This is a genomic window from Agrobacterium sp. 10MFCol1.1, assembly GCF_000381165.1.
Taxonomy (GTDB): Bacteria; Pseudomonadota; Alphaproteobacteria; order Rhizobiales; family Rhizobiaceae; genus Agrobacterium; species Agrobacterium tumefaciens.
The window spans coordinates 193637-216221 of sequence record NZ_KB906080.1; the positions used below are offsets into that span (position 1 = coordinate 193637).

Consider the following 22585-nt stretch of genomic DNA (forward strand, 5'->3'; position numbering starts at 1 on the left):
ACGACCATGTTCAATAGAAGAAACTTTCTGGGCGTCGGCGCCGCAATGGTCTCCACGGCGGCCTGGGCAAAGACATCGAATAGCAGCCTGCCGGAAGCGGCCGTGATGGAAACGGCAGCGACGCAAGCCCCCGTCAAGCCCACTACCGGTCCCGATTACAATCCGGTCGTCACCCTCAACGGCTGGACCCTGCCTTTCCGGATGAACAATGGCGTCAAGGAATTCCACCTTGTCGCCGAGCCAGTGGAACGCGAGATGGCGGAGGGCATGACCGCCCGCCTCTGGGGCTATAACGGCCAATCACCCGGCCCGACCATCGAGGCCGTAGAAGGCGACCGGGTGCGGATTTTCGTGACCAACAAGCTGCCGGAACATACAACGGTCCACTGGCACGGCATGATCCTGCCATCAGGCATGGACGGTGTCGGCGGCCTGTCGCAACCGCATATCCCCGTTGGCAAGACCTTCGTCTACGAGTTCGATCTCGTGAAGTCCGGCACCTTCATGTACCACCCGCATTCAGACGAGATGGTGCAGATGGCGATGGGCATGATGGGCTTTTTCGTGGTCCATCCAAAGGACCCGACCTTCATGCCTGTTGATCGCGACTTCGTGTTCCTGATCAACGCCTTCGACATCAATCCCGGCTCCTACGTTCCGAAAATCATGACCATGACGGACTTCAATCTGTGGTCATGGAACAGCCGGGTATTTCCGGGCATCGATCCGCTGGTGGTCTCCAAGGACGACCGGGTGCGTGTCAGGGTCGGAAACCTGACCATGACCAACCACCCGATCCACATGCACGGTTATGATTTCGAGGTGACGTGCACCGATGGCGGCTGGGTGCGGCCCGAGGCCCGGTGGCCGGAGGTCAGCATCGACATCCCCGTCGGCGCCATGCGGGCCTATGAATTCGACGCCAAATATGTCGGCGACTGGGCGATCCATTGCCACAAGTCGCACCACACGATGAATGCGATGGGACACGATGTCCCGACCTTCATCGGCGTCGACAAGAAGACCGTCACCGAAAAGATCCGCAAGGTGCGGCCGGAATACATGCCGATGGGTACAGCCGGCATGGCCGATATGGGCGCGATGGAGATGGAAATCCCTGAGAACACCGTTCCCATGATGACCGGCTGGGGTCCGCACGGCCCCATCGAAATGGGCGGCATGTTCTCCGTGGTGAAGGTCCGCGAAGGCATCTCCGCGGGCGATTACTCAGATCCCGGCTGGTACCAAAACCCGCCCGGTACCCAGGCCTGGGAATGGACCGGCGACGTGCCGGATACCGAAAAGACCAATGATCCGAAAACACAGATAACGCCGAAACCGATGAAACACGGCTGATCGTGCAGACCATATCCCCACCAGAACCAAGGAAAAATTCGATGACCAGACTGAAACTTGCACTGCTTCTCACCGCTCTTGCCACACCCGCCTTCGCATCGGGCACCCACGGCGGCGGCCATGAAGCGATGGCGATCGGCGAACCCGGCGACAAATCCAAGGTAACCCAGACCATACAGGTCACCATGAAGGAAACGCCTGATGGCAAGATGCTGTTCACGCCCGCCAAGTTCGAATTCAAGAAGGGCAAGACCGTTCGCTTTGCCGTGAAGAATGTCGGCGAGCTGGACCATGAATTCATTCTCGACGAACAGAGCGCAAATCTGGAGCACAAGGCCGCCATGGCAAAGGCCCCGGAGATGGAACACGACAATCCGAACGCAATCAGCCTTGCGCCGGGCGAAAGCGGCGAAATCATCTGGAAATTCACCAATGACGGCATGTTCGAATTCGCCTGCCTGAAGCCCGGACATTACGAGGCCGGCATGCGCGGCGATCTCAAAGTTTCGGCCAAGTAACCAATCGAAAAAAGGAATCTGACCATGAAGACGATCGTTAAAATTACCCTTGCAGCCGCTTTGTTGCTTACAGCCCCCTTTGGCGCATTCGCACAGGAATTCACCAAAGGTACGGTGAAGAAGGTCGACGCTACCGCCAAGAAAGTCACCATCATTCATGAGGAACTGAAAAACCTCGATATGCCCGCCATGACGATGGTGTTCCGCGTCAAGGACGATGCCCTGCTCGCCAAGCTCAAGGAAGGCGCGAACATCGAGTTCATCGCCGAACGTGCGGATGGCAAGCTGGTCGTCGCCCAGGTGAAATAAGGCAGTCACCGTCTGCACATGCCCGTACCAGACCACAGGCACGGGCATGTGCGATTTGAGCAGGCGGCGGACGAACCCCGAACACAAATTTATTGCTCGGGGCATGACCTTTGTTCGGCGCTATGCCGTATTCCCATGAATTAGCGCAGAAACGCAGTGTCGATTGTGTCCGCATGCTTCGTGAACAGCCGATGCAGTGAGAGGAACACGGCGAGCATCAGTGGCCATGCAATCAGGACATCGGAGAGAAAATGTGCGCCCATAGCTGCCCTGTTTAGGGAGCAAAGCACTATGAACGGCATCAAGATCGCCGTGGCACTCAGGCGGAATTTTTCCGGCAGGAAGATGATGAACGCCAGCAGGGCGATTGCGGACGCGCTTTCGCCGGACGGAAAGGAGCAGTTGCGCGAACAGCTGCCATCGAGGGAAAGAACGGGCGTAAAAAACAAATCTGCCCCGAATTCACTGATATGCCGCGGTCTGGCACGTCCGAACAGGTTTTTCAGCACATGCACGGTCGCACCCGGCCCAAGCGCATAAAAGGTGAGAACAAGTAGCAGTTTGTGAGGGCGGATGGCACGCCGCACGCCGGAGACAAATGGCGTGGCAAGGAGCAGGCAGACAAGCGTGGACAATAAAACGGCGGGAAGTGCGCGGTTCAGATCGCGGACGGAAATCAAGAATTGATCCTCGCCAAGACGAAAACCATCTGTCCAGAACCAGCGACTGGCGTCAAGATCGATATCCGGCCTGACAGTGAAGAAGACCATCATTGCAAGCGTGGTCGAAAGCGCGAGCAGAGATGGGCTGCCGGAAACCCATGCGAAAGTCTGGCGCGCCGTGGGGATGACGGCAAAGCGGAACTTCGGTTTTTCGGGCCGGCTTGGCCATTTCTGTTCGGCCTTATGGGAGAGATACTGGTGCATGGCCAGCTTTCTTCCGCAGAAATGTCAAGGTTCTGCGGAGGAAGTCTCAAGACTGAGAGGAAAAGCGTGCCTGCCGCATCTATCTCGTGAGACGGCTCTTGCCCGGCGCTTTGCGTCGGCTTAGCGTCCCGGCAATAAAGCGGTAATATCAGTAAGTTCGTAAGGTTAGCATGGACAAAGGGCTCATTCTCATCGTCGAAGACGACCCCGACATCATGCAGATTCTGGACGCCTATCTCATTCGTGACGGATACAGAACCGTTAGAGCCGGGGATGGCGAGACGGCCATGACGCATTTCTCGATGCTGCGGCCGGATCTCATTCTTCTCGACATCGGGCTACCGAAGCTCGATGGCATCGATGTGCTGACACGCATACGGCGGGAGCGCGATACGCCGATCATCATGGTCACCGCCCTTGCCGAAGATATGGACAAGCTGACCGGTCTGCGCCTGGGTGCCGACGACTACATCGTCAAACCTTTCAACCCGCAGGAAATGGTCGCCCGGGTGAATGCCGTTCTAAAACGCTCGCGTCAGCCAACTGGCGGAGGGATCCTGCGTTTCGGCGCCATCGAAATAGATACCGAAGCTTACATCGCGGCTGTTTGCAGCGATGCGGGACGAACCGTTCTGCCGTTGACGCTCAGCGAATTCAGAATTCTTGCCCATATGACGCGTCGCCCCACCTATGCCTTTCAGCGGGCCGATCTTCTGGATGCCTGCCTGCCGGAAAGCGATGCGCTGGCACGCACGGTCGATACGCACATCGCCAATCTGCGTAAAAAACTGACGGATCACGGTGCTGGCGGTTATCTGGTGTCGGTGCGCAGCATCGGCTACCGACTTGCCAGGGAGCAGACATCATGAGGTTCCGGCGGCTCCGCCTGCGCACGATGACGGCGATCACAATCACCACAATGCTCATCTTTGCGGTTGCGTTGGTCTATTTCGGCGTTTCCTGGTATTCGGACACCATTGAGGAGCGCATCCTTGCCCAACTGTCACCTGATGCTGCCAAGGCTTTCTCGGATATTGACCGGGGCGTGATGCCGGATCAGAGCCAGCTTCAGGCCCTTATCGAGGTTTTACCGGGCCTGGAGGACCAGGCAGATAGCGAACTTCTCAAATCGGTGTTCCTCTTTGGATTGCTCGGTGTCTTCCTGTGCAGCTTGCTTGGTTATTTCATCTCCCGGCGCATTGCAGCACCTCTCGGCGAACTTGCCGACGCGGCGCGGCGCATGGCGACCGGCGACTTCAGCGGAGGCGCAAAGATCAAGGCGAGCCGCATCGCCGAAGTCGGATTTCTGGTCGACAGTTTCGAGACTTTGACGCAGGAGCTTCAGATGATGGAGCGCCGGTTGAAGTTCAACACCATGGCGGTAGCCCACGAGCTGCGCACCCCGCTAACCATCCTGCAAGGCCGTTTACACGGCATTGCCGATGACGTCTTTCCGCTCGACAAGCAGGCCATTCGCCACCTAATCGGCCATGTGGAAGGACTTGCGCGTCTCGTCGACGATCTGCGGACGCTTTCGCTGGCAGAAACCAACAGTCTCGTTACGGAGATGCGGCCACTCGATCTCGCTACCGAATGCGCGGCCGTGGCGGAGGCGGCACGGCCTCTTCTCGAAGAGGCAGGAATTCGTCTCGATATGTCGCTGCAGACGGCTCCAATTAGCGGCGACCCTCAACGCCTTCAACAGCTACTGCTCATCCTGATGGATAATGTACGCCGCTATGCGGCGAGCGGGAAGAGCCTCTTCTGCTCGACCGGAGTCCGGGAAGGACGTCCCTTCATAACAATCGAAGACAAGGGGCCGGGTTTTCCCCCCGGCATCGAGGCACACGGCATCGAACTCTTCTGGCGCACAGAGCCGTCGCGTGCACGTAAGACCGGTGGCACCGGCCTCGGCCTGTCGATTGCTCGAGCGATCGCAAGCGCGCATGACAGCGATTTGCAGATAGATCCGCGACAAGACGGCGGAACCGTCGTCACGGTTCTCTTCAAGGCAGCCACCTGAAAAATCCCGGCGAGTTGATGCTCTCCCGCGCGCGCTGACGGTGTGCTTCGTTGGGGCTTATTCCAGGGTTTCGCCGCGCCAGGACTGCTGTCGGGAATAAGGTGATCGCAAATTTTCCTTACGCCGAATTATTTTCTATAAAATAGATAGAAAAAGAACGACCTGTCTTTCTTGAGACGCTCCTCATGCCTAGTTTAGCTGTCATCATTGGTCGCCATCAGGGAGGACCGATGTTGAGCGAAATCCCGTATCGATCCAGCAAACCGCACCGCTGCAATTGATACTGGCGCATTATCGGCCCGGTTGAATTGGAGGAAAAGGTGACACGATACGTTATCATTGGCGCAGGCGCGGTTGGCGCGAGCCTTGCCGCACAGTTCGAGCTTTCCGGCATCAAATATGCTCTGGTCGGACGCGGCGCACAAATTGCCTCCATCATTGAACAGGGGCTGAGCTACCAACGCCCCTCAGGCACGCAGCAAATAAGGCTGAACGCCTTCGACGTATCCGCTCCGCCGGACCTAGCGCCCGACGATATCCTGCTGCTGACCGTCAAAACGCAGGATGCGGCAGCCACTCTGGCAGACTGGTCATGGCGACAGGTATCCGGTGTGGAAGGTCTAACAGCCACGCAGTTGCCGGTGGTTACCTTTCAGAACGGTCTGGCGACGGAAGCGCTGGCGCTCAGGACCTTCGCCAATGTCTACGGCGCCAGTATTCTGACCCCTGCCCGGTTTACACAAACCGGCGCGGTTGCGGCGGCCGGCAATCCGCAGGTCGGCGTGGTCACGATCGGGCGCTTCCCGGCCGGTTCCGACGAAACGGCGAAGGAGATTGCCGCAGACCTCACACGCGCCAATTATCTTGCGGAAACCAGCAGCGATATCCGCCGCTGGAAATCGGCAAAACTGCTTCATAACGTCCGCAACGCGCTGGATCTGTTCGACGGAGAAGACGATCTGCGAGCATCGATCGCCGAAGCGCTGGTCAATGAAGCCCGCCAGACGCTTGAGGTAGCAGGCTACAATCTCGCCTCTCCCTCTGAACGGGCTGTCGATATTTCAGGCTGGAGCATCGCTCAAAACAGCGGCATTCAGCCAGGCCAGCAATCGACCTGGCAGAGCTTTGCCCGGGGGGCTTCCAGCGAGATCGATTTTCTCAACGGTGAGATTGTGCTGCTCGGCCGTCTGCATAACGTCGCGACACCATATAACGAGGCTATCCAGTCTCTTGGCGGCAGGCTGGCGCATCAGGGCGCCTTCTCGAAGGCGGTGCCGCTTGACGCGATCCTCTCTTTTGTCGGGCAGCTCCACGAGCGCGACAAAACCGGTCTCGCCGCCGCGCAATGATGCGTGCGACCCGTTCTTCCCATGAAACCACCAAGCTGAAGCGATAAAATGAGAGAAGCCATTCCAGACCAGATTCTCACCGCCGCCGGAGCGCTGTTTTATACAGAAGGTATCCGGGCGGTCGGTATCGACCGCATCATCGAAGAAGCGAAGGTCGCAAAAGCTACTCTCTATCGGCATTTTCCGTCCAAGGATCATCTTGTCGCGGCCTATCTTCAGGATCGCCACGATCGTGTCATTCGCTCGCTGAAGGATGTTCTGACGGCGACGATTGATCCAAGGGACCAGCTGCAGGTGATTTTCGAGCGGCTTTACGAGAAGGCCGACAGCCCTGAATTCAGGGGCTGTGCCTTTGCACTCGCGGTTGCCGAACACGGCGATTCCGAACGCGTCGTCACCGTGGCTCGAACCCACAAAAGAATGGTGCGGGATATTTTCGAGACCGTCATGTCGAAAGCGGGGGTGCGACTGGATCAGGCCGCCTCCCACCTTTCGCTTCTTTACGAAGGCGCACTTGCCACCGTCGCGGTCGGGCGCGATCCGCATGCCGTACTCATCGCCCGGGACTGTGCGCTCTCGGTGTTCGATCTCGCCACCGGCAAGATATCCTCAGGAGACAAGATATGACCAAGACCATCGACTATTTCTTCGGCATCGGCTCCCCCTGGGCCTTTCTCGGCCTGGATCCTTTCGCCGCGCTCGCTAACGAGCACAACGCCACGATACGGCCCTATGTCATCCCGCTGATCGAGGATAATGGCGCCATCTACTCACGCAACCGTCCGGAAGCGCGCCGCGCCTATTGGACGAAGGATTTGAAGCGATGGGCGGCGTTGCGCGGCAAGTCCCTTAACTTCGACAATCGCGCCGCCCTTTCCGATCCCACGCCGGCCGGCTTCATGGTCATTGCCGCGATCGATGCGGGCGAGGACTGGTTGAGGCTGACCAAGGCGCTTCAGGAAGCTTTCTGGGAAGGCGGCGAAGATATCGGCAATGCCGAAGTTCGCCGCGCAATCGCTGACAAAGCCGGTTTCGACGGTGCGGCGCTGGACGAACGCGGCGGAAGCGATGCCGTGGAAGCCATCCGGAAAGCCAATTATGAGGCCGCAAAGGCAGCCGGTGTGTTCGGGCTTCCGACATTCCGCTACGAGGACGAACTGTATTGGGGACAGGACAGCTTGCCCTTCCTCGAACGTCATCTCAAGGGCGAAAAACTGGCCGCCTGATCCCCGCCGAAAACCGGGTGACTGTCACGCCGTGGCCGCAACCCGGCCATGGCTCTCTCCAGACCATTCCCGTGGAGTTTCTCATGTCTCTTTTCCCGCCCTCCTCGCGCGGAGTATCGCGATGAGCGCACTGCCTCCCGCTCTCTCGGACTCTTTGCGCAACCGTTTCGGCGAGCGTTTTTCCACCGCGCAGGCATTGCGGGAACAACACGGCCGTGGCGAATCCCACCACACGCCGGCGATCCCGGATGCCGTCGTTTTCGCCGAGAGCACGGATGATGTGGCGGAAGCCGTGCGGCTTTGCGCCGCTGAAGGTGTTCCCGTCATCGCCTTCGGCACCGGCACTTCGCTCGAAGGCCATCTGACGGCAGTGCGTGGCGGTGTCTCCGTCGATCTGTCGCGCATGTCGAAAATCGTCCGCATCAGCGCCGAGGATCTCGATTGCACGGTGGAGGCCGGCGTCACGCGCGAGCAACTGAACACACATCTGCGCGACATGGGCCTGTTCTTTCCGATCGATCCTGGCGCCAATGCGTCCATCGGCGGCATGGCGGCAACCCGCGCTTCCGGCACAAACGCCGTGCGTTACGGCACAATGCGAGAAAACGTGCTGTCGCTGACGGTCGTCTTGCCGAACGGCCAGGTCATCCGCACCGGCGGGCGGGCGCGTAAATCATCAGCAGGTTATGACCTAACGCGGCTGTTCGTCGGCTCCGAGGGGACGCTCGGCATCATCACGGAAGTGACATTGCGACTCTACGGAATTCCCGAAACCATCTCGGCTGCACTTTGCTCCTTCGAAAGCGTCGAACAGGCAGTTGCGGCAGCCATTACGGTCGTGCAGCTCGGCATTCCAGTTGCGAGAATGGAATTAATGGACCGTGGCCTGATCGAGGCCGTCAACGCCTATTCCAGTCTTTCCCTCAAGGTCGAGGACACGCTCGCCTTCGAGTTCCACGGCTCGCCAGCTGGCGTGAAGGAACAGGTCGAGATGGTCGCTGCCATAGTGGAAGACAATGGCGGCAGGGATTTCGAATGGGCGAATGCGCCGGAGGACCGCAACCGCCTGTGGAAGGCGCGCCACAACGCGTTTTACGCCGTGGTCTCGCAGCGCCCGAACGCCAAGGGCTGGTCTTCCGATGTCTGCGTGCCGGTATCCGAGTTGAGCGGCTGCATCGTCAGGACCCGGGAATTGCTACGCGACTGCAGCGTGCCCGCCGCCATTCTCGGCCATGTCGGCGATGGCAACTATCATGTGGTCTTCGCCGTAGACCCTGCAAATCAAGCCGAACTCGACGAGGTGGCGGCAATCAACAAAAAGATGGTGCAGCACGCCATCTCGGTTGGCGGCACTTCCACCGGCGAGCATGGGGTTGGCACCGGCAAGATCGCTTATCTGCGGCAGGAACACGGCGACGCGGTGGACCTCATGGCGATCATCAAAAACGCCATAGATCCGGCCGGCATCATGAATCCGGGCAAGATCCTGCCGAGCCAAGACTTGCCCAGCCGCCGAGAAACGCTTTGACCGTGCGGGATTTCGCAGATGGATAATTACAAGACCCACAGCTCCCACTGGGGCGCCTTTTCCGGCAGCTACCGGAATGGCAAGCTCGATATCCGTCCACATCCGGACGATCCACACCCCTCGCCCTTGCTCGCCAATCTGCCGGCAATCGCCGATAGCGCCGCGCGCATCCGGCGTCCGGCGGTCAGGCGCGGCTGGCTGGAGGGGAAACCGGGCAACGCGCAGATACGCGGGGCGGACGACTATGTGGAGGTCGATTGGCCGCAGGCGGCGGACCTCGTCGCGAAGGAGCTTCAAAGGGTTTACGGCGATTACGGCCCACAGGCCGTGTTCGGCGGCTCCTACGGCTGGTCGAGCGCCGGACGTTTCCATCACGCGCAAAGCCAGGTCCACCGTTTTCTGAACACGCTTGGCGGATATGTGCGCTCCGTCAACACCTACAGTTCCGGCGCGGCGATGGTCATCATTCCGCATGTGCTCGGACCCTACGATCATTTCGACCGCAAGAGCGTTACCTGGGATGCAATCGAGCGCAGCAGCGAATTGATCGTCGCCTTCGGCGGCATGGCGATCAAGAATACGGACGTGCATGGCGGCGGCAACAGCGTGCATATCGTGCCACAGAAGCTGAATGGCGCACGTGCACGCGGCGCGCGATTCGTGCTGATCAGCCCGCTAAAAGACGATTTTCCGAAAGACCTCAATGCGGAGTGGCTGCCGGTCATACCCGGTACCGATGTCGCGCTGATGCTCGGACTTGCGCATGTTCTCGTCACCGAGGGCCTGCACGATCGGGCGTTTCTTGACCGCTATGCCGTCGGCTATCAGCGTTTCGAAGACTACCTGCTCGGCCGGACCGATGGTGTGGCGAAAAGCCCCGAATGGGCTTCCGGGCTCTGCGGCATCGGCACGGAAACTATAAGGGAACTCGCCCGCACCATGGCGCGCGCGAGAACATTGATCACTGTCAGCCATTCGCTTCAGCGCGCCGATTATGGTGAGCAACCCGTCTGGCTGGGGATCGTTCTTGCCGCCATGCTCGGTCAGATTGGCCTCGACGGCGGCGGATATTCCTATTCCCTCGGCGCTTTGGGCAATGTCGGGAAGAACCTGCTGGCCGTTCCCCTGCCGACACTTAACCAGTTCAAAAACCCGGTCGCGGATTTCATTCCGGTCGCGCGCATCGCCGACATGCTGCTCAATCCTGGTGGGGAATTTCACTATAACGGCCAGAGGATGCACTATCCCGATATCCGCTTGGTTTACTGGGCGGGTGGTAACCCTTTCCACCACCATCAGGATATCAACCGGCTACGGGCAGCGTTCAGACGGCCCGAGACCATCATCGTGCATGAAACCGCATGGACATCATCTGCGCGGCATGCCGATGTCGTGCTGCCGGCGACGACAACTCTGGAGCGCGACGACATTGGCGCCGCCGACCGCGATCCTCTGATGATCGCGATGAAAAAGCTGATCGAACCGGTTGGTGAGGCGCGCGACGACTATGAAATCTTCTCCGAGATCGCGCGCCGGCTCGGCAAATTCGAAACCTTCACCGAAGGTCGCAGCAGCCGGGAATGGCTTGCCTTCCTCTATGAAACAACGCGTGGGGCGCTTGCCGCCGGTGGGTACGAGGCTCCCGATTTCGAAACGTTCTGGGAACGTGGAGAGATAGGTCTTCCGCTCAAGCCGGATGACGGAGGGCCTGCGCGTGCCTTCCGTGATGATCCCATAGCCTTCCCTCTGAAGACACCATCCGGTAAAATCGAAATCTTCTCCGAGACGATCGAGGGTTTCGGCTATGACGATTGCGGCGGCCATCCGCAATGGTATCCCGGCAGGACGAAACCGGAAGACGAAGCGCTCTATCCGCTGCATCTGGTGTGCAATCAGCCGCATCAGCGTCTGCACAGCCAGCTCGACTATGGCGCTTTCAGCCGCTCCACCAAGATTAAGGGCCGGGAACCCGTGCGCATCAACCCCGAAGATGCAGCCCACCGGGGCATTGCCGATGGCGATATCATCAGGCTGTTCAACAGTCGTGGCAGCTGCCTCGCCGCAGCCGTCCTGAGCACGGATGTGCGCAACGGCGTGATGCAGCTGGCAACGGGTGCGTGGTTCGAACCGCATGACCGGCATGCAGAGCAAGCGACGTGCATTCACGGCAATCCGAACATCCTGACGCGCGACATCGGCACCTCGAAACTGGCGCAGGGATCGACCGGTCAGATTACCAGAGTGGAGGTGGAACGTTTTGCCGGTGAGGCGCCTCCGGTGCGGATTTTCGAAAAGATGGCATTTGCAAAATAAGTGGGGGACGGGTGTTCCGGCACTGCCTGAAAAATCGCACCGCCAACGTATTTCGGGCGTCGGAAAAGCTGATCCTACCACCTTCGGAAACCGCGGCAAAATAATCCATTAATTCGATAGAAAAAGAACAACTGGTCTTTCTCCTTCTGGCCACCCTGCTACGTTAGACATCAAGAACCGAATTTCGAAACAAGGGACCGCGTCATGACCGCACGATGTATCAGCAAGCACGGCCTGCGATCGAACGAGCCGTCAATGGCTGAAAGTAACGGCTAAGCCGTAACATCGGTCGGACCCTCCAAGAGGTAAAGCAGGCACATTTTTGCCGATTTCAGGACATTGAAACCACCGGCAACGCTGTCGTGTGAAGCCTTTCGTGTGGCCGCAAAAGACCGGCGCAGAGCGGCGATAGTTCCTGAAATCACAAAGACAAGAAACAACGCGACCAATCAGGATTTCTTAATGACGATACGTTCTTCGCTTTTTTCCTTCTCCCGTCGGGGTCTGCTGACCACCACTCTCGCAGGGGCAATCGCGCTTCTGACGACGATGGGGCCTGCTCCGGTTGAGGCAGCCGATACCCCACGCAATGGCGGCGACATTACCTTCCTCATCGATTCTCTCGGCGACACCTGGATCCCGAACAACAGCGCCATTTCCAGCTTTCAGGGCCATATCTGGGGCCATGTCGCCGACAAGCTGCTTTATGTCGATGCCGACGGTAAGGTCAGCCCCTGGCTTGCCGAGCGCTGGGAGCAGAACGACAATGCCACCGAATTCACGCTTCACCTCAAAAACGGCGTGACCTTCTCCGATGGCACACCGCTGGATGCAGCGGCGGTCGTCGCCAATCTCGACATCTGGTATGCCGGACGCAAGAGCGAAGGCATCAACCCGATCGGTCTTTTCCCCAAGACCTACGACCATGCTGAAGCGGTGGACGCATCCACGGTGAAGGTCTTCTTCAAGAAGCCGACGCTCGGCTTTATTCCGACGCTCGGTTACCACGGCTCGATCCTGATCTCGCCGAAGACCATCGCCCAGCCCGCCACCCAGCAGGCCGATCTCAGCAAGACTTCCGGCAGCGGCCCCTATGTGGTCGAATCCTGGAAGGAGGGAGATTACGTCAAGCTGGTCAAGCGCAAGGATTACAATTGGGGTCCTGCCGCCGTTGGCCACACCGGCCCGGCCTTCCTCGATTCCATCACCTATAAGCTGGTGTCGGAACCGTCGTTGCGTGTCGCCTCGGTCCAGTCCGGCCAGGCCGATGTCGCCTATAATGCTTCGCCGCAGGAGCTGAAGTCACTGCACGAAGAGGGCTTTACCGTCGCAACGCCGCGTTATCTCGGCTTCGTCAACGGCTGGGCGGTCAACACCAAGCTTCCGCCCTATGATGATGTGAAGGTTCGCCAGGCGCTGCAGGCCGGCGTGAACCGTCAGGAAATCATCGACACCGTCTATACGCCAGACTGGAAGCTCGCCACGTCCTTCATCCAAAGCAACGTGCCGGGCGCGACCGACCACAGCGCACTTCTCGCTTACGATCCCGCCAAGGCCGAAAAGCTGCTCGACGAGGCGGGCTGGGTCAAGGGTGCCGATGGTATCAGGACCAAAGACGGCAAACCGCTGTCGCTGACGATCCACTCCAATCCCTATCTCGCGACATCCAAGTCGGTCGATGAACTCATCGCCCAGCAACTCGGCAAGCTCGGCTGGAAAGTCGCTATCCGCGCTTACGACGTCGTGACCTTTGGTGAAAAGGTCAAATTCGGCGGTGCGGCCATCCCGACCTATGAGGTGACGCGCAGCTTCATCGATGCAGGCACCGTCGCCAGCATTCTCACCAACGCCAACAATGGCGAGAACTGGTTCGCCCTTGACGACCGTGACGCGACGCTCAACGGATTGCGCGACAAGATCGCCGGCGCCGGCTCTGTCGACGAGCGCAGCCCGCTTCTCGATGAGCTGCAGAAATATGTCCTTGAGCAGGGCTATTTCATTCCGCGAACGCAGATCGTGCAGCGGATCTACGTGCAGTCCCCGAAGCTGAAGGGCGAAGTGTATAACGGCGTGGCTTATGCCAGCTACTACACCGCCTCCATCAGCGACTGACGCGCACAACAAGGCAACGTTGAAGGAGGTCACCGGCATGAGCAATGCCTACCTAACCTACGCCGCAAAGCGGCTTGGCCAGGCGGTCGTCGTCATACTGCTGGCCTATGTCTTCACCTTCGTGGTCGTCAGTATCCTGCCTGGCGACCCGATCACCAGCGTGCTCAGGAACCCGCAAAACGGGTTTACCGAGCAGGAGATCGCGGAAATCATCGCCGCGCAGGGCCTCGACAGACCGGTTCTCGTGCAGCTGTGGTCGTCCCTGTCGGGGTTTCTGACTGGTGATCTGGGCATGTCGATGCGCTCCAACCGGCCGGTGGCGACCCTCATCGCTGAAGTGCTGCCATCGACACTGATCCTTGCATCCACGGGACTTGCCGTCGCCTTGATTCTGGCAATGGCCGTTGCTTACGGAACCCAGGTGGTACCAAAGCGCTACGGCCAGGGATTGCTAAGAGCTTTCCCATCGCTGTTTCTCTCGACACCGAATTTTGTGATTGGTCTGATACTGATCCATCTCTTCGGCTTTCAGCTGCGCCTCTTCCGCGTTATCGAACCAGATAGCTTCTGGGCAACGGTGTTTGCCGCAATCACAATCGGAATTCCTTTCTCTGCGCAAATCGCCGAGGTGCTTATAGCGAACCTCGACAGGGAGGCAGAACAGGAATACGCGGCCGTCGCCCGCAGCCGCGGCATCGGACAGGCGCGGCTGTTTGCACAGCATCTGCTCAAGCCTGCCTCGTTGCCCGTCGTCACCGTGATCGCCATCACCGTCGGTGAACTGCTTGGCAATTCACTCATCACCGAGTCTGTCTTTGGGCGAACCGGTCTCGGCAGCCTGGTGCAGCGCTCCGTGAGCACGCAGGACCTGCCCGTCCTGCAAGCGATCGTTTCGCTGGGAGCCGTGGTGTTCGTGCTCGTCAACCTGATTGCCGATCTTCTTTATCCCCTGCTCGATCCACGCGTGCAAATTCTCGGCGCGCGAAAGCCTCGCTTGGCCATTACAGAGGATTCCTCCACCACCAAGGCGGTGACACCATGACTTTCGCCTCGAACGCTTCCCTGCCGGGTGCGACCCCTGCAAACAGGCTGACAGGCCTGCGGATACCGCTGACCGTCGCCTTGTCCTTCGCCATTATCGCGCTCGTCGTCGCCTGGTCACTGGCGCCCGGCCTGTTTACCAGTCACAGCCCAGTCGTCGGGGTGCCGACGAACAAATTGCTCGGCCCAAGTCTTGCGCATTGGTTCGGCACCGACCACCTCGGCCGCGATGTCTATGCACGCGTCGTTTATGGCACGTCCTCTTCCGTCTCCAGCGCACTCGTCGCGGTCGTGATCGGCGTCTTCGCTGGCGGTCTCATCGGGCTTCTTGCGGGCTTTCTCGGCGGCTGGGTCGATATCACACTTGCCCGGCTGGTCGATGTGCTCTTGGCAATTCCAAAGTTTCTGCTGGCGGTGATCGTGGTCACCGCCATCGGTTTCGAGACCATCAATGCCGCCATCGCCACCGGCGTCTCCGCCGTGGCGGTCTTTGCCCGCGTCACGCGTGCGGAGGTCATCAAGACCAGACAGGCGACATTCGTGGAGGCTTCGTACCTGCTCGGCGGCTCGCGCTGGTTCATCCTTCTGCGCCACGTTCTGCCTAACGCGTCGCGCTCGGTGCTGCCGCTTGCCGTGTTGCAGTTCGGCGAGTCGATCCTCGTGATCGCAAGCCTTGCCTTTCTCGGATACGGCGACCCGCCGCCCGCCTCCGACTGGGGCCTGCTGATCTCGATCGGCAAGGATTACCTCAAATGGCCGTGGCTCGTATACGCCCCCGCCTTCGTCACAATCGCGACCGTCCTCTCTGTAAACAGGATCAGCCGATGGCTACGCAAGACAGACTGACCACCACTATCGCCCGCCCCGTTACCTTTGCGGCCAGACCGCAGCCGCAGCAGGCTCCTGTCCCGCTTCTCCGGGTCAACGATCTTTCGGTCGCCTATGGAGGCCAGGAGGTCGTCAGCAATGTCGGTTTCGAACTCGGCCGTGGCAAGAGCCTTGCCCTTATTGGCGAGTCCGGCTCCGGCAAATCGACAATCGCCCGTGCGGTCCTGCGGCTTTTGCCAAGCGGGGGACATGCCACCGGCCACGTCACCTTTGGTGATCAGGAGATATTGGGACTGCCAGAGCGCAACTTCCGACCGCTGCGGGGACGCGCCATCGGCTTTGTCCCGCAGGATCCAGGCAATTCGCTCAATCCGGTGCGGACAATCGGCGCGCAGGCCATGGAGGCGGCCGCACTTCTCGACGAGCCTGACAAGGCGATCCGCAAGGCCCTCATTCTCGAGACCTTCGCGCAGGTGGGATTGGACAACCCGGGTGTTGTCTACGAGTCCTACCCGCACCAATTATCCGGCGGCATGTTGCAGCGGGTGCTCATAGGCCTTGCGGTTCTGCCGCGCCCGTCACTTCTGGTCGCAGACGAGCCAACGTCTGCGCTCGATGTGACGATCCAGAAGCGGATCCTCGATCTGCTCTCGCGGTTGCAGCACGAGCTGGATATCAGCCTGCTCCTCATCACACACGATCTGGCGATCGCCGCCGAACGGGCGGATTCGCTGGTAGTCCTGAAGGGTGGCAAGGTTCAGGAAGCCGGAAGCACCGCATCGGTGTTTTCCGCACCGGCCTCTGCCTATGCAAGGAAGCTGCATGCGGACGTGCCGGCACTCAATCCGGATCGCTACGCCCGGCTGCGCGATCCGGGTTTCCGTCTGCTGAAGGCAGAGTCCACCACGACGCCAAAGATCGCGGTCAATGCCGTCACCAAGAATTTCAGGGTCGGCGACAGGGTGTTGACGGCGGTCAACAACGTCTCCTTCAACGTGCCTGCAGGTACCACCCATGCGCTGGTTGGCGAGTCCGGCTCTGGCAAGACGACAACCATTCGGCTGCTGCTTGGCCTCGAGGAACCCGACACCGGCACGATATCGGTAGCTGGCGAAGAATTGACCGGTCGCTCCCGCACGTCGCTGCGTTCAACATGGCGCCATCTTCAGTTCGTTTACCAGAACCCGTTTACCTCGCTTGATCCCACCTGGAGCGTCGAACAGCTGGTGCGCGAGCCGCTTGATCGTTTCAAGATCGGAACCCGTGCGGAACGGCTCGAAACTGTTCGTGACGCTTTGGCCAATGTGGGCTTGAGCGAACACCTTCTCAACCGCAAGCCGACGGCCCTTTCGGGTGGCCAGCGCCAGCGCGTTGCCATTGCAAGGGCGCTGGTTCTCCGACCGGATGTGATCGTGCTCGACGAGCCGACCTCCGCACTTGATGTCAGCGTCCAGGCAGACATCGTCGATGTGCTGCTCTCGCTGCAGGCGAAGCTCGGCCTGACCTATGTTTTCGTCTCCCATGATCTGGCACTGGTACGCCAGCTCGCCCACACCGTTTCTGTGATGCAGCGCGGGCGTATCGTCGAACATGGAACGGTCGTCGATATCTTCGACAATCCGCAGCACCCCTATACCGCGTCGCTGCTGGAATCGATCCCATCCGGTGCCGCAACCATCGCCCGTGCGCCACAGCCGCTGCCCCGGCGGGTTCACGATAAGGAAAAGATCGCATGACCATCGCTGCACCCATCGATACTGCGTCCACGTCCTTCCGCCCCAAACAGCGGCTCGGCTTCAATACCCGCGTATCTTTCAGCGACGATGCCGGGCCGGCGCAGGGGCTGCGTGAGGGTATCGAACTGTTCAAGGCTGCCGAACAACTGGGCTACCAGTCCGGCTGGGCCTATCAGCGGCATTTCGACCACTATCTGTCCTCGCCACTTCCGTTCTTCGCCGCTGCCGGCCAGCATACCCGGCATATTACGCTCGGTTCTGCGGTGATCCCCATGCGCTATCAGGATCCGATCCTGCTTGCCGAGGCGGCCGGCACGACCGATCTTTTGATTGATGGGCGACTGGAACTTGCCATTTCGACCGGCGCAAACGCCGCCTTTGACGCGGTATTCGGCACGGTCGACACCGATGCCCGCACAGAGGCCAGACGTCGTCAGGCCCGCTTCCTCTCGGCAATCGCTGGCGATGTCCTGCACCGTGTCGAAGGCGGCCAATCCAACCCGGAGGGCACGGCACTGCGTGTCACGCCGCATAGCCCGACACTGCGTTCGCGCATCCGGCAGGGTGCAGCAAGCATTGCTTCGGCTGTGCAGGCGGCGGAACTCGGCATCGGCCTTATCTCGGGAACCGTCCAGCACGATCAGGCAGAAGGCGAGAGCTTCGGGGAATATCAGGCCCGCATCATCGAGGCCTTCCGTTTCACATGGCGCAAGACATGGACAACGGAACCGCCTCCGGTCGCCGTCGCCGCCTCCATCCTGGTTGGCACCACAGCCGAGCTTCGCGAAAAATACGCCGCCTATGATCTGGAGCGGCGTACCAAGGGTATTGCCGCATCTCGCCCCAAAGGCGCTCTCGAACAGGCAACCCAGCCAGCGGGGTTTCAAATTTCGCCCGTTTTCCAAGGCACGCCCGATCAGGTGCTGGAATCGGTATTCAACGATCCGGGCCTTGCAGCAGCCGATGAGGTCGTGCTGTTTTTGCCGCCTGCCTTCGGTCTCGCCGAAAACATACAACTGCTGACCGATCTGGCGGACACGGTGGCTCCGAGCCTGGGCTGGTCGCCCACCTTTTAACCGTTAGGGCACCGAGCGATTGCCACTTCGTGGCAGCGACTTGAAGACGGAAACGCGGCGGCGGTTGCTGGTCCTATATCGAAGGCCGTCGCAGGGAATATTTTCTACATATTCGATAGAAAAAGAAAGACCTGTCTTCCTCGTCCCTGCGCCGCGCCCTAACATGCTTGCATTGAACCTGAAGGAGCGCCCATGTCCGCGGAATTTATCAGCGTAAGCTTTCCCAATGCATCGAACGATCTAAACCCCGTTCCAGACGCACCTGTGGATCCTGTTTTTCTGGAGCGCTATGCCCGCGCCCTTGATGATTACGGTTTCAACTATACGCTGATCCCTTACTCCTCATCGTCTTTCGATCCTTTCACGCTGGGCGCCACGGTGCTCGCGCACACGAAAAACATCAAGATCATCGTCGCCCTGCGGCCGAACACGGTTTATCCCACAGTTGCCGCCAAGTCGCTCGCGACGCTCGATCAGTTGAGCGGCGGGCGTGTCGTGGTGCACTTCATTGCCGGCGGCAGCGATGAAGAACAGGCGCGTGAAGGCGACTTCCTCAACAAGGAAGAACGCTATGAGCGCCAGGAGGAATATATCCGCATCCTGCGCCTGGCCTGGACCTCGAAAGAGCCCTTCGACTTCGACGGAAAATATTACCAGTTCAAGCAATTCCGCAGCGCGGTGCGGCCCACAAACGGGCTTATTCCGATTTCGCTCGGTGGCTCCTCGGACGCCGCCTATCGCATCGGTGGTTCGCTCTGCGATATCTTCGGCCTGTGGGGAGAGCCGCTTGCCGAAACCAAGCAGCAGATCGAGCGGGTCTATGCGGAAGCCGCAAAGGCGGGCCGCACGGATCGCCCCCGGATCTGGGTCACATTCCGGCCGATCGTCGCCGAGACGGACGAGCTTGCCTGGGAAAAGGCTCACAGAACTCTGGATCGGTTGAACGAGAACCGCCAGAAAGACGTAACACGCGCACCGCTCAACGCGCCGCGCCCGGCCAATGTCGGTTCGCAACGGCTTCTGGAAATCGCCGCACGCGGCGATGTGCATGATCGCGCCCTCTGGTATCCGACGGTCACCGCCACCAATGCCAGCGGCGCCACCACTGCGCTGGTCGGTTCGCCACGCACCATTGCGGATTCCATCCTCGACTACATCGATCTTGGCGCTGACCTGATCTCGATCCGCGGCTACGACAATTACAACGACGCGGTGGATTATGGCCGCTACATCCTGCCGCTTGTCCGCGAAGGCATTCGCGAACGGGAAGATGCGAAGAAAAAGACCGCTGCATAATGCCGCGATCCAGCCCGGTCGCCTGACCGGGCATTTTTTTGAAGTGCAGACGGAGCCAATCGCCCCTGATGGGGAAATGGTATTCCCCACAGCCAGAGAGCCTCGACCACGCATGTCTCATGACTCAACTGTCCTAGACGCAACCGCTCGCATCCTTGAACAGGCCGCACCGGATGCGGACCAGACTGGCCAGTTTCCCTGGACGGGTATCCGTGCCGTTCACGAAAGCGGCCTCCTCGAAAGCACGGTTGCGACACGTTATGGCGGCCAGGGAGCGACGCTTGCCGATACCGCCCACATTCTGGCGGCACTTGGCCGGGGCGATCCTTCCGTGGCGCTGATCAGCGCCATGACGATCTTTACCCATCTCGCCCAGGCCGCGAAAAACCACTGGCCCGAAGATCTCTACCGGCGGCTTCTGACGGACGCCAAACAACGGCCGTTGCTGCTCAATGCCGCGCGTGTCGAGCCGGAGCTGGGGTCGCCGGCGCGCGGTGGCCTGCCCGCGACGCTCGCCCGCCGGACAAACAATGGCTGGTCTATCACGGGCCGAAAACGCTTCGTGACGGGCGCATATGGTCTCACGCATTTCCTTGTCTGGGCGCATACTGACGAAACGCCGGCGCGGGTGGGAACATTCGTGGTGCCGAACGGGTTGCCGGGCATCAAGGTCATCGAGAACTGGCAGAGCCTCGGCATGCGCGCTACGGGATCGCACGATGTCGAATATGCCAATGTCGAAATCCCGGCGGAAAACGTCATCGACCTCGTCGATCCATCGGTCGCCCAGCAGGACAACCGGGCGCATGCGGCACTCCCGCTGGCTTTGACAGCGCTTTACCTCGGCGTAGCAGAAGCCGCTCAGGCCAAGTTCATCCGCTTCGCGCATGAGCGTGTGCCGGCCAATCTCGGCCATCCCATCGCCCGCACGGAACGTTTCATAACGCTTTCAGGCGAAATCGATCTTCTGGTCTCCGGCGCCCGCCAGATCATTTTCGGCACGCTCGAAAACAACAATGGCGATGCGGAAGGATTCATCAGGGCAAGGCTGCTTGCCGGCCGGCAGCTGCGTGATGCCGTCGAGATCGCAGTGCGCGGCATCGGCAATCCAGGTCTTGGTAGCGAACTGGGCCTCGAACGACATTTCCGCGACATCCAGACGGTGCTCGTCCATGCGCCGCAGGAGGATACGTCGATTGCGATTTTGGGCCGCTCCGCCTTTGGCCGCTGGAGCCGCGAGGAGACTGCGGCCGCCCAACCTTCGGCAGGACTGCAAATCCTGAAATCCGCCTGACTATCGTCCCAGCGCCCGGGCACCACTAACCGTGGGCAAGCTTTCGCGCCGGGCCGAAAACCACAAAGCTCAGAGCGGCGAGCAACCAGACACTGATGCCAGCATAAAGCATGACCAGACCGAAACCGTCCGCGAGTGCCTGATGGACGAGTGCATCCGAAACACGCTCCACCGACGATCCCGCGGTTCCCGCCGCGATCTTCTCCGCGAGCGAACGCAGGGCGGGCAAATCCGCGCCGGACGGCAGGTTGGCCCTAAGCGACGACCAGACGCCCTCAACCAGAATGAAGCCCATGATCGGGATGTTGATGGCAAGCGAGATCATTCGCGCGCTCATGTCGATGCCGGAGGCCATGCCGGAACGGGCAGCGGGAACGGCACCGGTTGTCGTATTGGTGACCGGCGTGTTGGTGAGGCCAAGCCCGACACCGGACAGGATGCAGCCGGGCAGCATGGTGAGCCAGCTCGCATCTGCGACACTGCTGCCAAGTTTCATCAGCATGAAACCGAGACCGATGGTGAACAGCCCGGCCGGGACGACAAGACGGGGTTGATAACGCAGCGACAGACGCTCGGCCAACGGCGGTACGACCAGCGCTGGCAGCGTATAGGCAAGCAGACCGAGACCGGCGGTGACGCTGTCATAACCAAGGCCCGCCTGAAACCAGATCGGCAGATAGATCATGAACGGCCAGAAGCTGATGTTCATCGCCGCCGAGCCGATAATCGCGCCGGAAAATGGCCGGATGCGGAATACGGAGAAATCAAACATCGGCCTTGGCGTGAGCTTTTCGACGATCACGAAGGCGATGAAACTCGCGACTGATAGACCAAGGATCAGAAGTGCCTTTGAACTGGCAAAGCCGAGTTCCGGTCCCTGGGTGATGAAAAACGCAAGGCAGAACACGGCAACCGAGAGTGTGGCGATACCGGCAAGATCAAGACGGGTTGCATCCGGATCACGCGATTCTTCCACACCGCTTGCGGCAAGGAACAGTGTCACGATGCCGAGCGCCACGTGAACGAGGAATACCCACTCCCAGCTCCACAGCGCAACGATGGCTCCGCCGATGATCGGCCCGAAACCCAGCCCGACGCCGGAGACAATACCCCACCAGCCGAAAGCCATTCCACGCTCGCGGGCCGTGCGGAACTGATGTGACAGAATAGCGATCTGGCATACCAGCATCGCTCCACCGCTTAGTCCCTGAAGGAAGCGTGCGCCGATCAGCACCGCCACGCTTTCAGTCATGCCGCAGGCGAGGGAGGAAATGGCGAAAGCGACGATGGTCGCGATGAAGACGCGTTTGCGACCGAAGCGGTCGGCCAACGCGCCGGTTGCCATCAGCACCATCGTCACGCCGATCGTATAGGCGTTCATGATCCACTGCAGCTGCCGGAAATCCGCGTGCAGCACCTGCTCGAGCGTCGGCAGGATCGCCGGCACGCTGGAGATTTCCAGCCCGAACATCAGAGCGGAGAGACAGACGGCGGCGAGCGCAATGGCACTTCTACTCCGGGTTGGGGCGGTAACGGCAAGGGTCATTCTTCAGCCTTTCGTGGTTCGGACTGAAGCAGCAGAAGACATGCACGCTTCGATCCGTGTTTTGCAGAGTCCAAGGCAAATTAGTGAAAGCTTGACCATAACTGAATT

General features: G+C 59.9%; 19 protein-coding genes. 17 read left to right on the forward strand and 2 right to left on the reverse strand.

Annotated features, from left to right (window positions below; translation table 11 throughout):
- Positions 1-6 precede the first annotated feature (6 nt).
- The 3 genes from F617_RS0120975 to F617_RS0120985 are packed head-to-tail and all read left to right on the forward strand — an operon-like array spanning position 7 to position 2183.
- Positions 7-1356, forward strand: coding sequence for a multicopper oxidase family protein (locus F617_RS0120975; RefSeq protein WP_004431584.1), 1350 nt, complete (start codon positions 7-9; stop codon positions 1354-1356).
- Positions 1357-1397: 41 nt separating this feature from the next.
- Entirely contained in the window at positions 1398-1874 is a 477-nt protein-coding gene (locus tag F617_RS0120980; RefSeq protein ID WP_004431582.1) for a plastocyanin/azurin family copper-binding protein, read from the forward strand.
- A gap of 24 nt (positions 1875-1898) precedes the next feature.
- A complete protein-coding gene (locus F617_RS0120985) occupies positions 1899-2183 on the forward strand; it encodes a copper-binding protein (RefSeq protein ID WP_004431579.1) in 285 nt (94 codons plus the stop codon).
- A 140-nt stretch (positions 2184-2323) separates the two neighbouring features.
- Here the strand turns inward: F617_RS0120985 and F617_RS0120990 are convergent, their stop codons facing one another.
- A complete protein-coding gene (locus F617_RS0120990) occupies positions 2324-3109 on the reverse strand; it encodes a phosphatase PAP2 family protein (protein WP_019566582.1) in 786 nt (261 codons plus the stop codon).
- 170 nt (positions 3110-3279) lie between these two features.
- On the opposite strand from F617_RS0120990, the gene F617_RS0120995 reads away from it, so the two are divergent.
- The 14 genes from F617_RS0120995 (at position 3280) to F617_RS0121065 (ending at position 20931) form a co-directional block, all read left to right on the forward strand.
- A complete protein-coding gene (locus tag F617_RS0120995) occupies positions 3280-3978 on the forward strand; it encodes a response regulator (protein WP_004431575.1) in 699 nt (232 codons plus the stop codon).
- Positions 3975-5132, forward strand: a complete 1158-nt coding sequence (locus F617_RS0121000) for an ATP-binding protein (RefSeq protein WP_019566583.1) — start codon at positions 3975-3977, stop codon at positions 5130-5132. Before F617_RS0120995 ends, F617_RS0121000 begins: the two co-directional genes overlap by 4 nt.
- Before the next feature lie 320 nt (positions 5133-5452).
- On the forward strand, positions 5453-6481 hold the full coding sequence (locus F617_RS0121005) for a ketopantoate reductase family protein (protein ID WP_019566584.1): 1029 nt from the start codon (positions 5453-5455) through the stop codon (positions 6479-6481).
- Between the two features lie 48 nt (positions 6482-6529).
- Positions 6530-7108, forward strand: coding sequence for a TetR/AcrR family transcriptional regulator (locus F617_RS0121010; protein ID WP_004431568.1), 579 nt, complete (start codon positions 6530-6532; stop codon positions 7106-7108).
- A complete protein-coding gene (locus F617_RS0121015) occupies positions 7105-7707 on the forward strand; it encodes a 2-hydroxychromene-2-carboxylate isomerase (protein ID WP_019566585.1) in 603 nt (200 codons plus the stop codon). Before F617_RS0121010 ends, F617_RS0121015 begins: the two co-directional genes overlap by 4 nt.
- 121 nt (positions 7708-7828) lie before the next feature.
- Entirely contained in the window at positions 7829-9235 is a 1407-nt protein-coding gene (locus F617_RS0121020) for an FAD-binding oxidoreductase (protein ID WP_019566586.1), read from the forward strand.
- Between the two features lie 18 nt (positions 9236-9253).
- Positions 9254-11548 (forward strand): molybdopterin guanine dinucleotide-containing S/N-oxide reductase, encoded by a 2295-nt coding sequence (locus tag F617_RS0121025; protein ID WP_019566587.1) that lies wholly within the window; start codon positions 9254-9256, stop codon positions 11546-11548.
- Between the two features lie 462 nt (positions 11549-12010).
- Positions 12011-13660 carry an ABC transporter substrate-binding protein gene (locus F617_RS0121035; RefSeq protein ID WP_003518073.1) on the forward strand — a complete coding sequence of 550 codons (1650 nt, stop codon included), beginning with the start codon at positions 12011-12013 and terminating at the stop codon, positions 13658-13660.
- 37 nt (positions 13661-13697) lie between these two features.
- Complete coding sequence (locus F617_RS0121040) at positions 13698-14702, forward strand: ABC transporter permease (protein ID WP_019566589.1); 1005 nt, start codon at positions 13698-13700, stop codon at positions 14700-14702.
- Positions 14699-15547, forward strand: a complete 849-nt coding sequence (locus F617_RS0121045) for an ABC transporter permease (protein ID WP_013762004.1) — start codon at positions 14699-14701, stop codon at positions 15545-15547. The genes F617_RS0121040 and F617_RS0121045 overlap by 4 nt, the downstream gene beginning before the upstream one ends.
- Positions 15526-17265 (forward strand): ABC transporter ATP-binding protein, encoded by a 1740-nt coding sequence (locus F617_RS0121050; RefSeq protein ID WP_019566590.1) that lies wholly within the window; start codon positions 15526-15528, stop codon positions 17263-17265. Before F617_RS0121045 ends, F617_RS0121050 begins: the two co-directional genes overlap by 22 nt.
- A complete protein-coding gene (locus F617_RS0121055; RefSeq protein ID WP_019566591.1) occupies positions 17262-18341 on the forward strand; it encodes an LLM class flavin-dependent oxidoreductase in 1080 nt (359 codons plus the stop codon). The genes F617_RS0121050 and F617_RS0121055 overlap by 4 nt, the downstream gene beginning before the upstream one ends.
- Before the next feature lie 192 nt (positions 18342-18533).
- Entirely contained in the window at positions 18534-19637 is a 1104-nt protein-coding gene (locus tag F617_RS0121060) for an LLM class flavin-dependent oxidoreductase (RefSeq protein WP_019566592.1), read from the forward strand.
- Between the two features lie 112 nt (positions 19638-19749).
- Complete coding sequence (locus tag F617_RS0121065) at positions 19750-20931, forward strand: acyl-CoA dehydrogenase family protein (RefSeq protein WP_019566593.1); 1182 nt, start codon at positions 19750-19752, stop codon at positions 20929-20931.
- A 25-nt stretch (positions 20932-20956) separates the two neighbouring features.
- Here F617_RS0121065 and F617_RS0121070 read toward each other — a convergent pair whose 3' ends face one another.
- Positions 20957-22477: an MFS transporter gene (locus F617_RS0121070; RefSeq protein WP_019566594.1), complete on the reverse strand. Its 1521-nt coding sequence runs from the start codon at positions 22475-22477 to the stop codon at positions 20957-20959.
- Positions 22478-22585 lie beyond the last annotated feature (108 nt).

What these genes read in the sequence shown, in the direction of transcription:
- F617_RS0121020 (WP_019566586.1), top strand. Translation starts at nt 7,829, where the DNA reads ATGAGCGCACTGCCTCCCGCTCTCTCGGACTCTTTGCGCAACCGTTTC.
- F617_RS0121025 (WP_019566587.1), top strand. Translation starts at nt 9,254, where the DNA reads ATGGATAATTACAAGACCCACAGCTCCCACTGGGGCGCCTTTTCCGGC.
- F617_RS0121050 (WP_019566590.1), top strand. Translation starts at nt 15,526, where the DNA reads ATGGCTACGCAAGACAGACTGACCACCACTATCGCCCGCCCCGTTACC.
- F617_RS0121015 (WP_019566585.1), top strand. Translation starts at nt 7,105, where the DNA reads ATGACCAAGACCATCGACTATTTCTTCGGCATCGGCTCCCCCTGGGCC.
- F617_RS0121065 (WP_019566593.1), top strand. Translation starts at nt 19,750, where the DNA reads ATGTCTCATGACTCAACTGTCCTAGACGCAACCGCTCGCATCCTTGAA.
- F617_RS0120975 (WP_004431584.1), top strand. Translation starts at nt 7, where the DNA reads ATGTTCAATAGAAGAAACTTTCTGGGCGTCGGCGCCGCAATGGTCTCC.
- F617_RS0120985 (WP_004431579.1), top strand. Translation starts at nt 1,899, where the DNA reads ATGAAGACGATCGTTAAAATTACCCTTGCAGCCGCTTTGTTGCTTACA.
- F617_RS0121055 (WP_019566591.1), top strand. Translation starts at nt 17,262, where the DNA reads ATGACCATCGCTGCACCCATCGATACTGCGTCCACGTCCTTCCGCCCC.
- F617_RS0121010 (WP_004431568.1), top strand. Translation starts at nt 6,530, where the DNA reads ATGAGAGAAGCCATTCCAGACCAGATTCTCACCGCCGCCGGAGCGCTG.
- F617_RS0121060 (WP_019566592.1), top strand. Translation starts at nt 18,534, where the DNA reads ATGTCCGCGGAATTTATCAGCGTAAGCTTTCCCAATGCATCGAACGAT.
- F617_RS0121040 (WP_019566589.1), top strand. Translation starts at nt 13,698, where the DNA reads ATGAGCAATGCCTACCTAACCTACGCCGCAAAGCGGCTTGGCCAGGCG.
- F617_RS0121070 (WP_019566594.1), bottom strand. Translation starts at nt 22,477, where the DNA reads ATGACCCTTGCCGTTACCGCCCCAACCCGGAGTAGAAGTGCCATTGCG.
- F617_RS0121000 (WP_019566583.1), top strand. Translation starts at nt 3,975, where the DNA reads ATGAGGTTCCGGCGGCTCCGCCTGCGCACGATGACGGCGATCACAATC.
- F617_RS0120995 (WP_004431575.1), top strand. Translation starts at nt 3,280, where the DNA reads ATGGACAAAGGGCTCATTCTCATCGTCGAAGACGACCCCGACATCATG.
- F617_RS0121045 (WP_013762004.1), top strand. Translation starts at nt 14,699, where the DNA reads ATGACTTTCGCCTCGAACGCTTCCCTGCCGGGTGCGACCCCTGCAAAC.
- F617_RS0120990 (WP_019566582.1), bottom strand. Translation starts at nt 3,109, where the DNA reads ATGCACCAGTATCTCTCCCATAAGGCCGAACAGAAATGGCCAAGCCGG.
- F617_RS0120980 (WP_004431582.1), top strand. Translation starts at nt 1,398, where the DNA reads ATGACCAGACTGAAACTTGCACTGCTTCTCACCGCTCTTGCCACACCC.
- F617_RS0121035 (WP_003518073.1), top strand. Translation starts at nt 12,011, where the DNA reads ATGACGATACGTTCTTCGCTTTTTTCCTTCTCCCGTCGGGGTCTGCTG.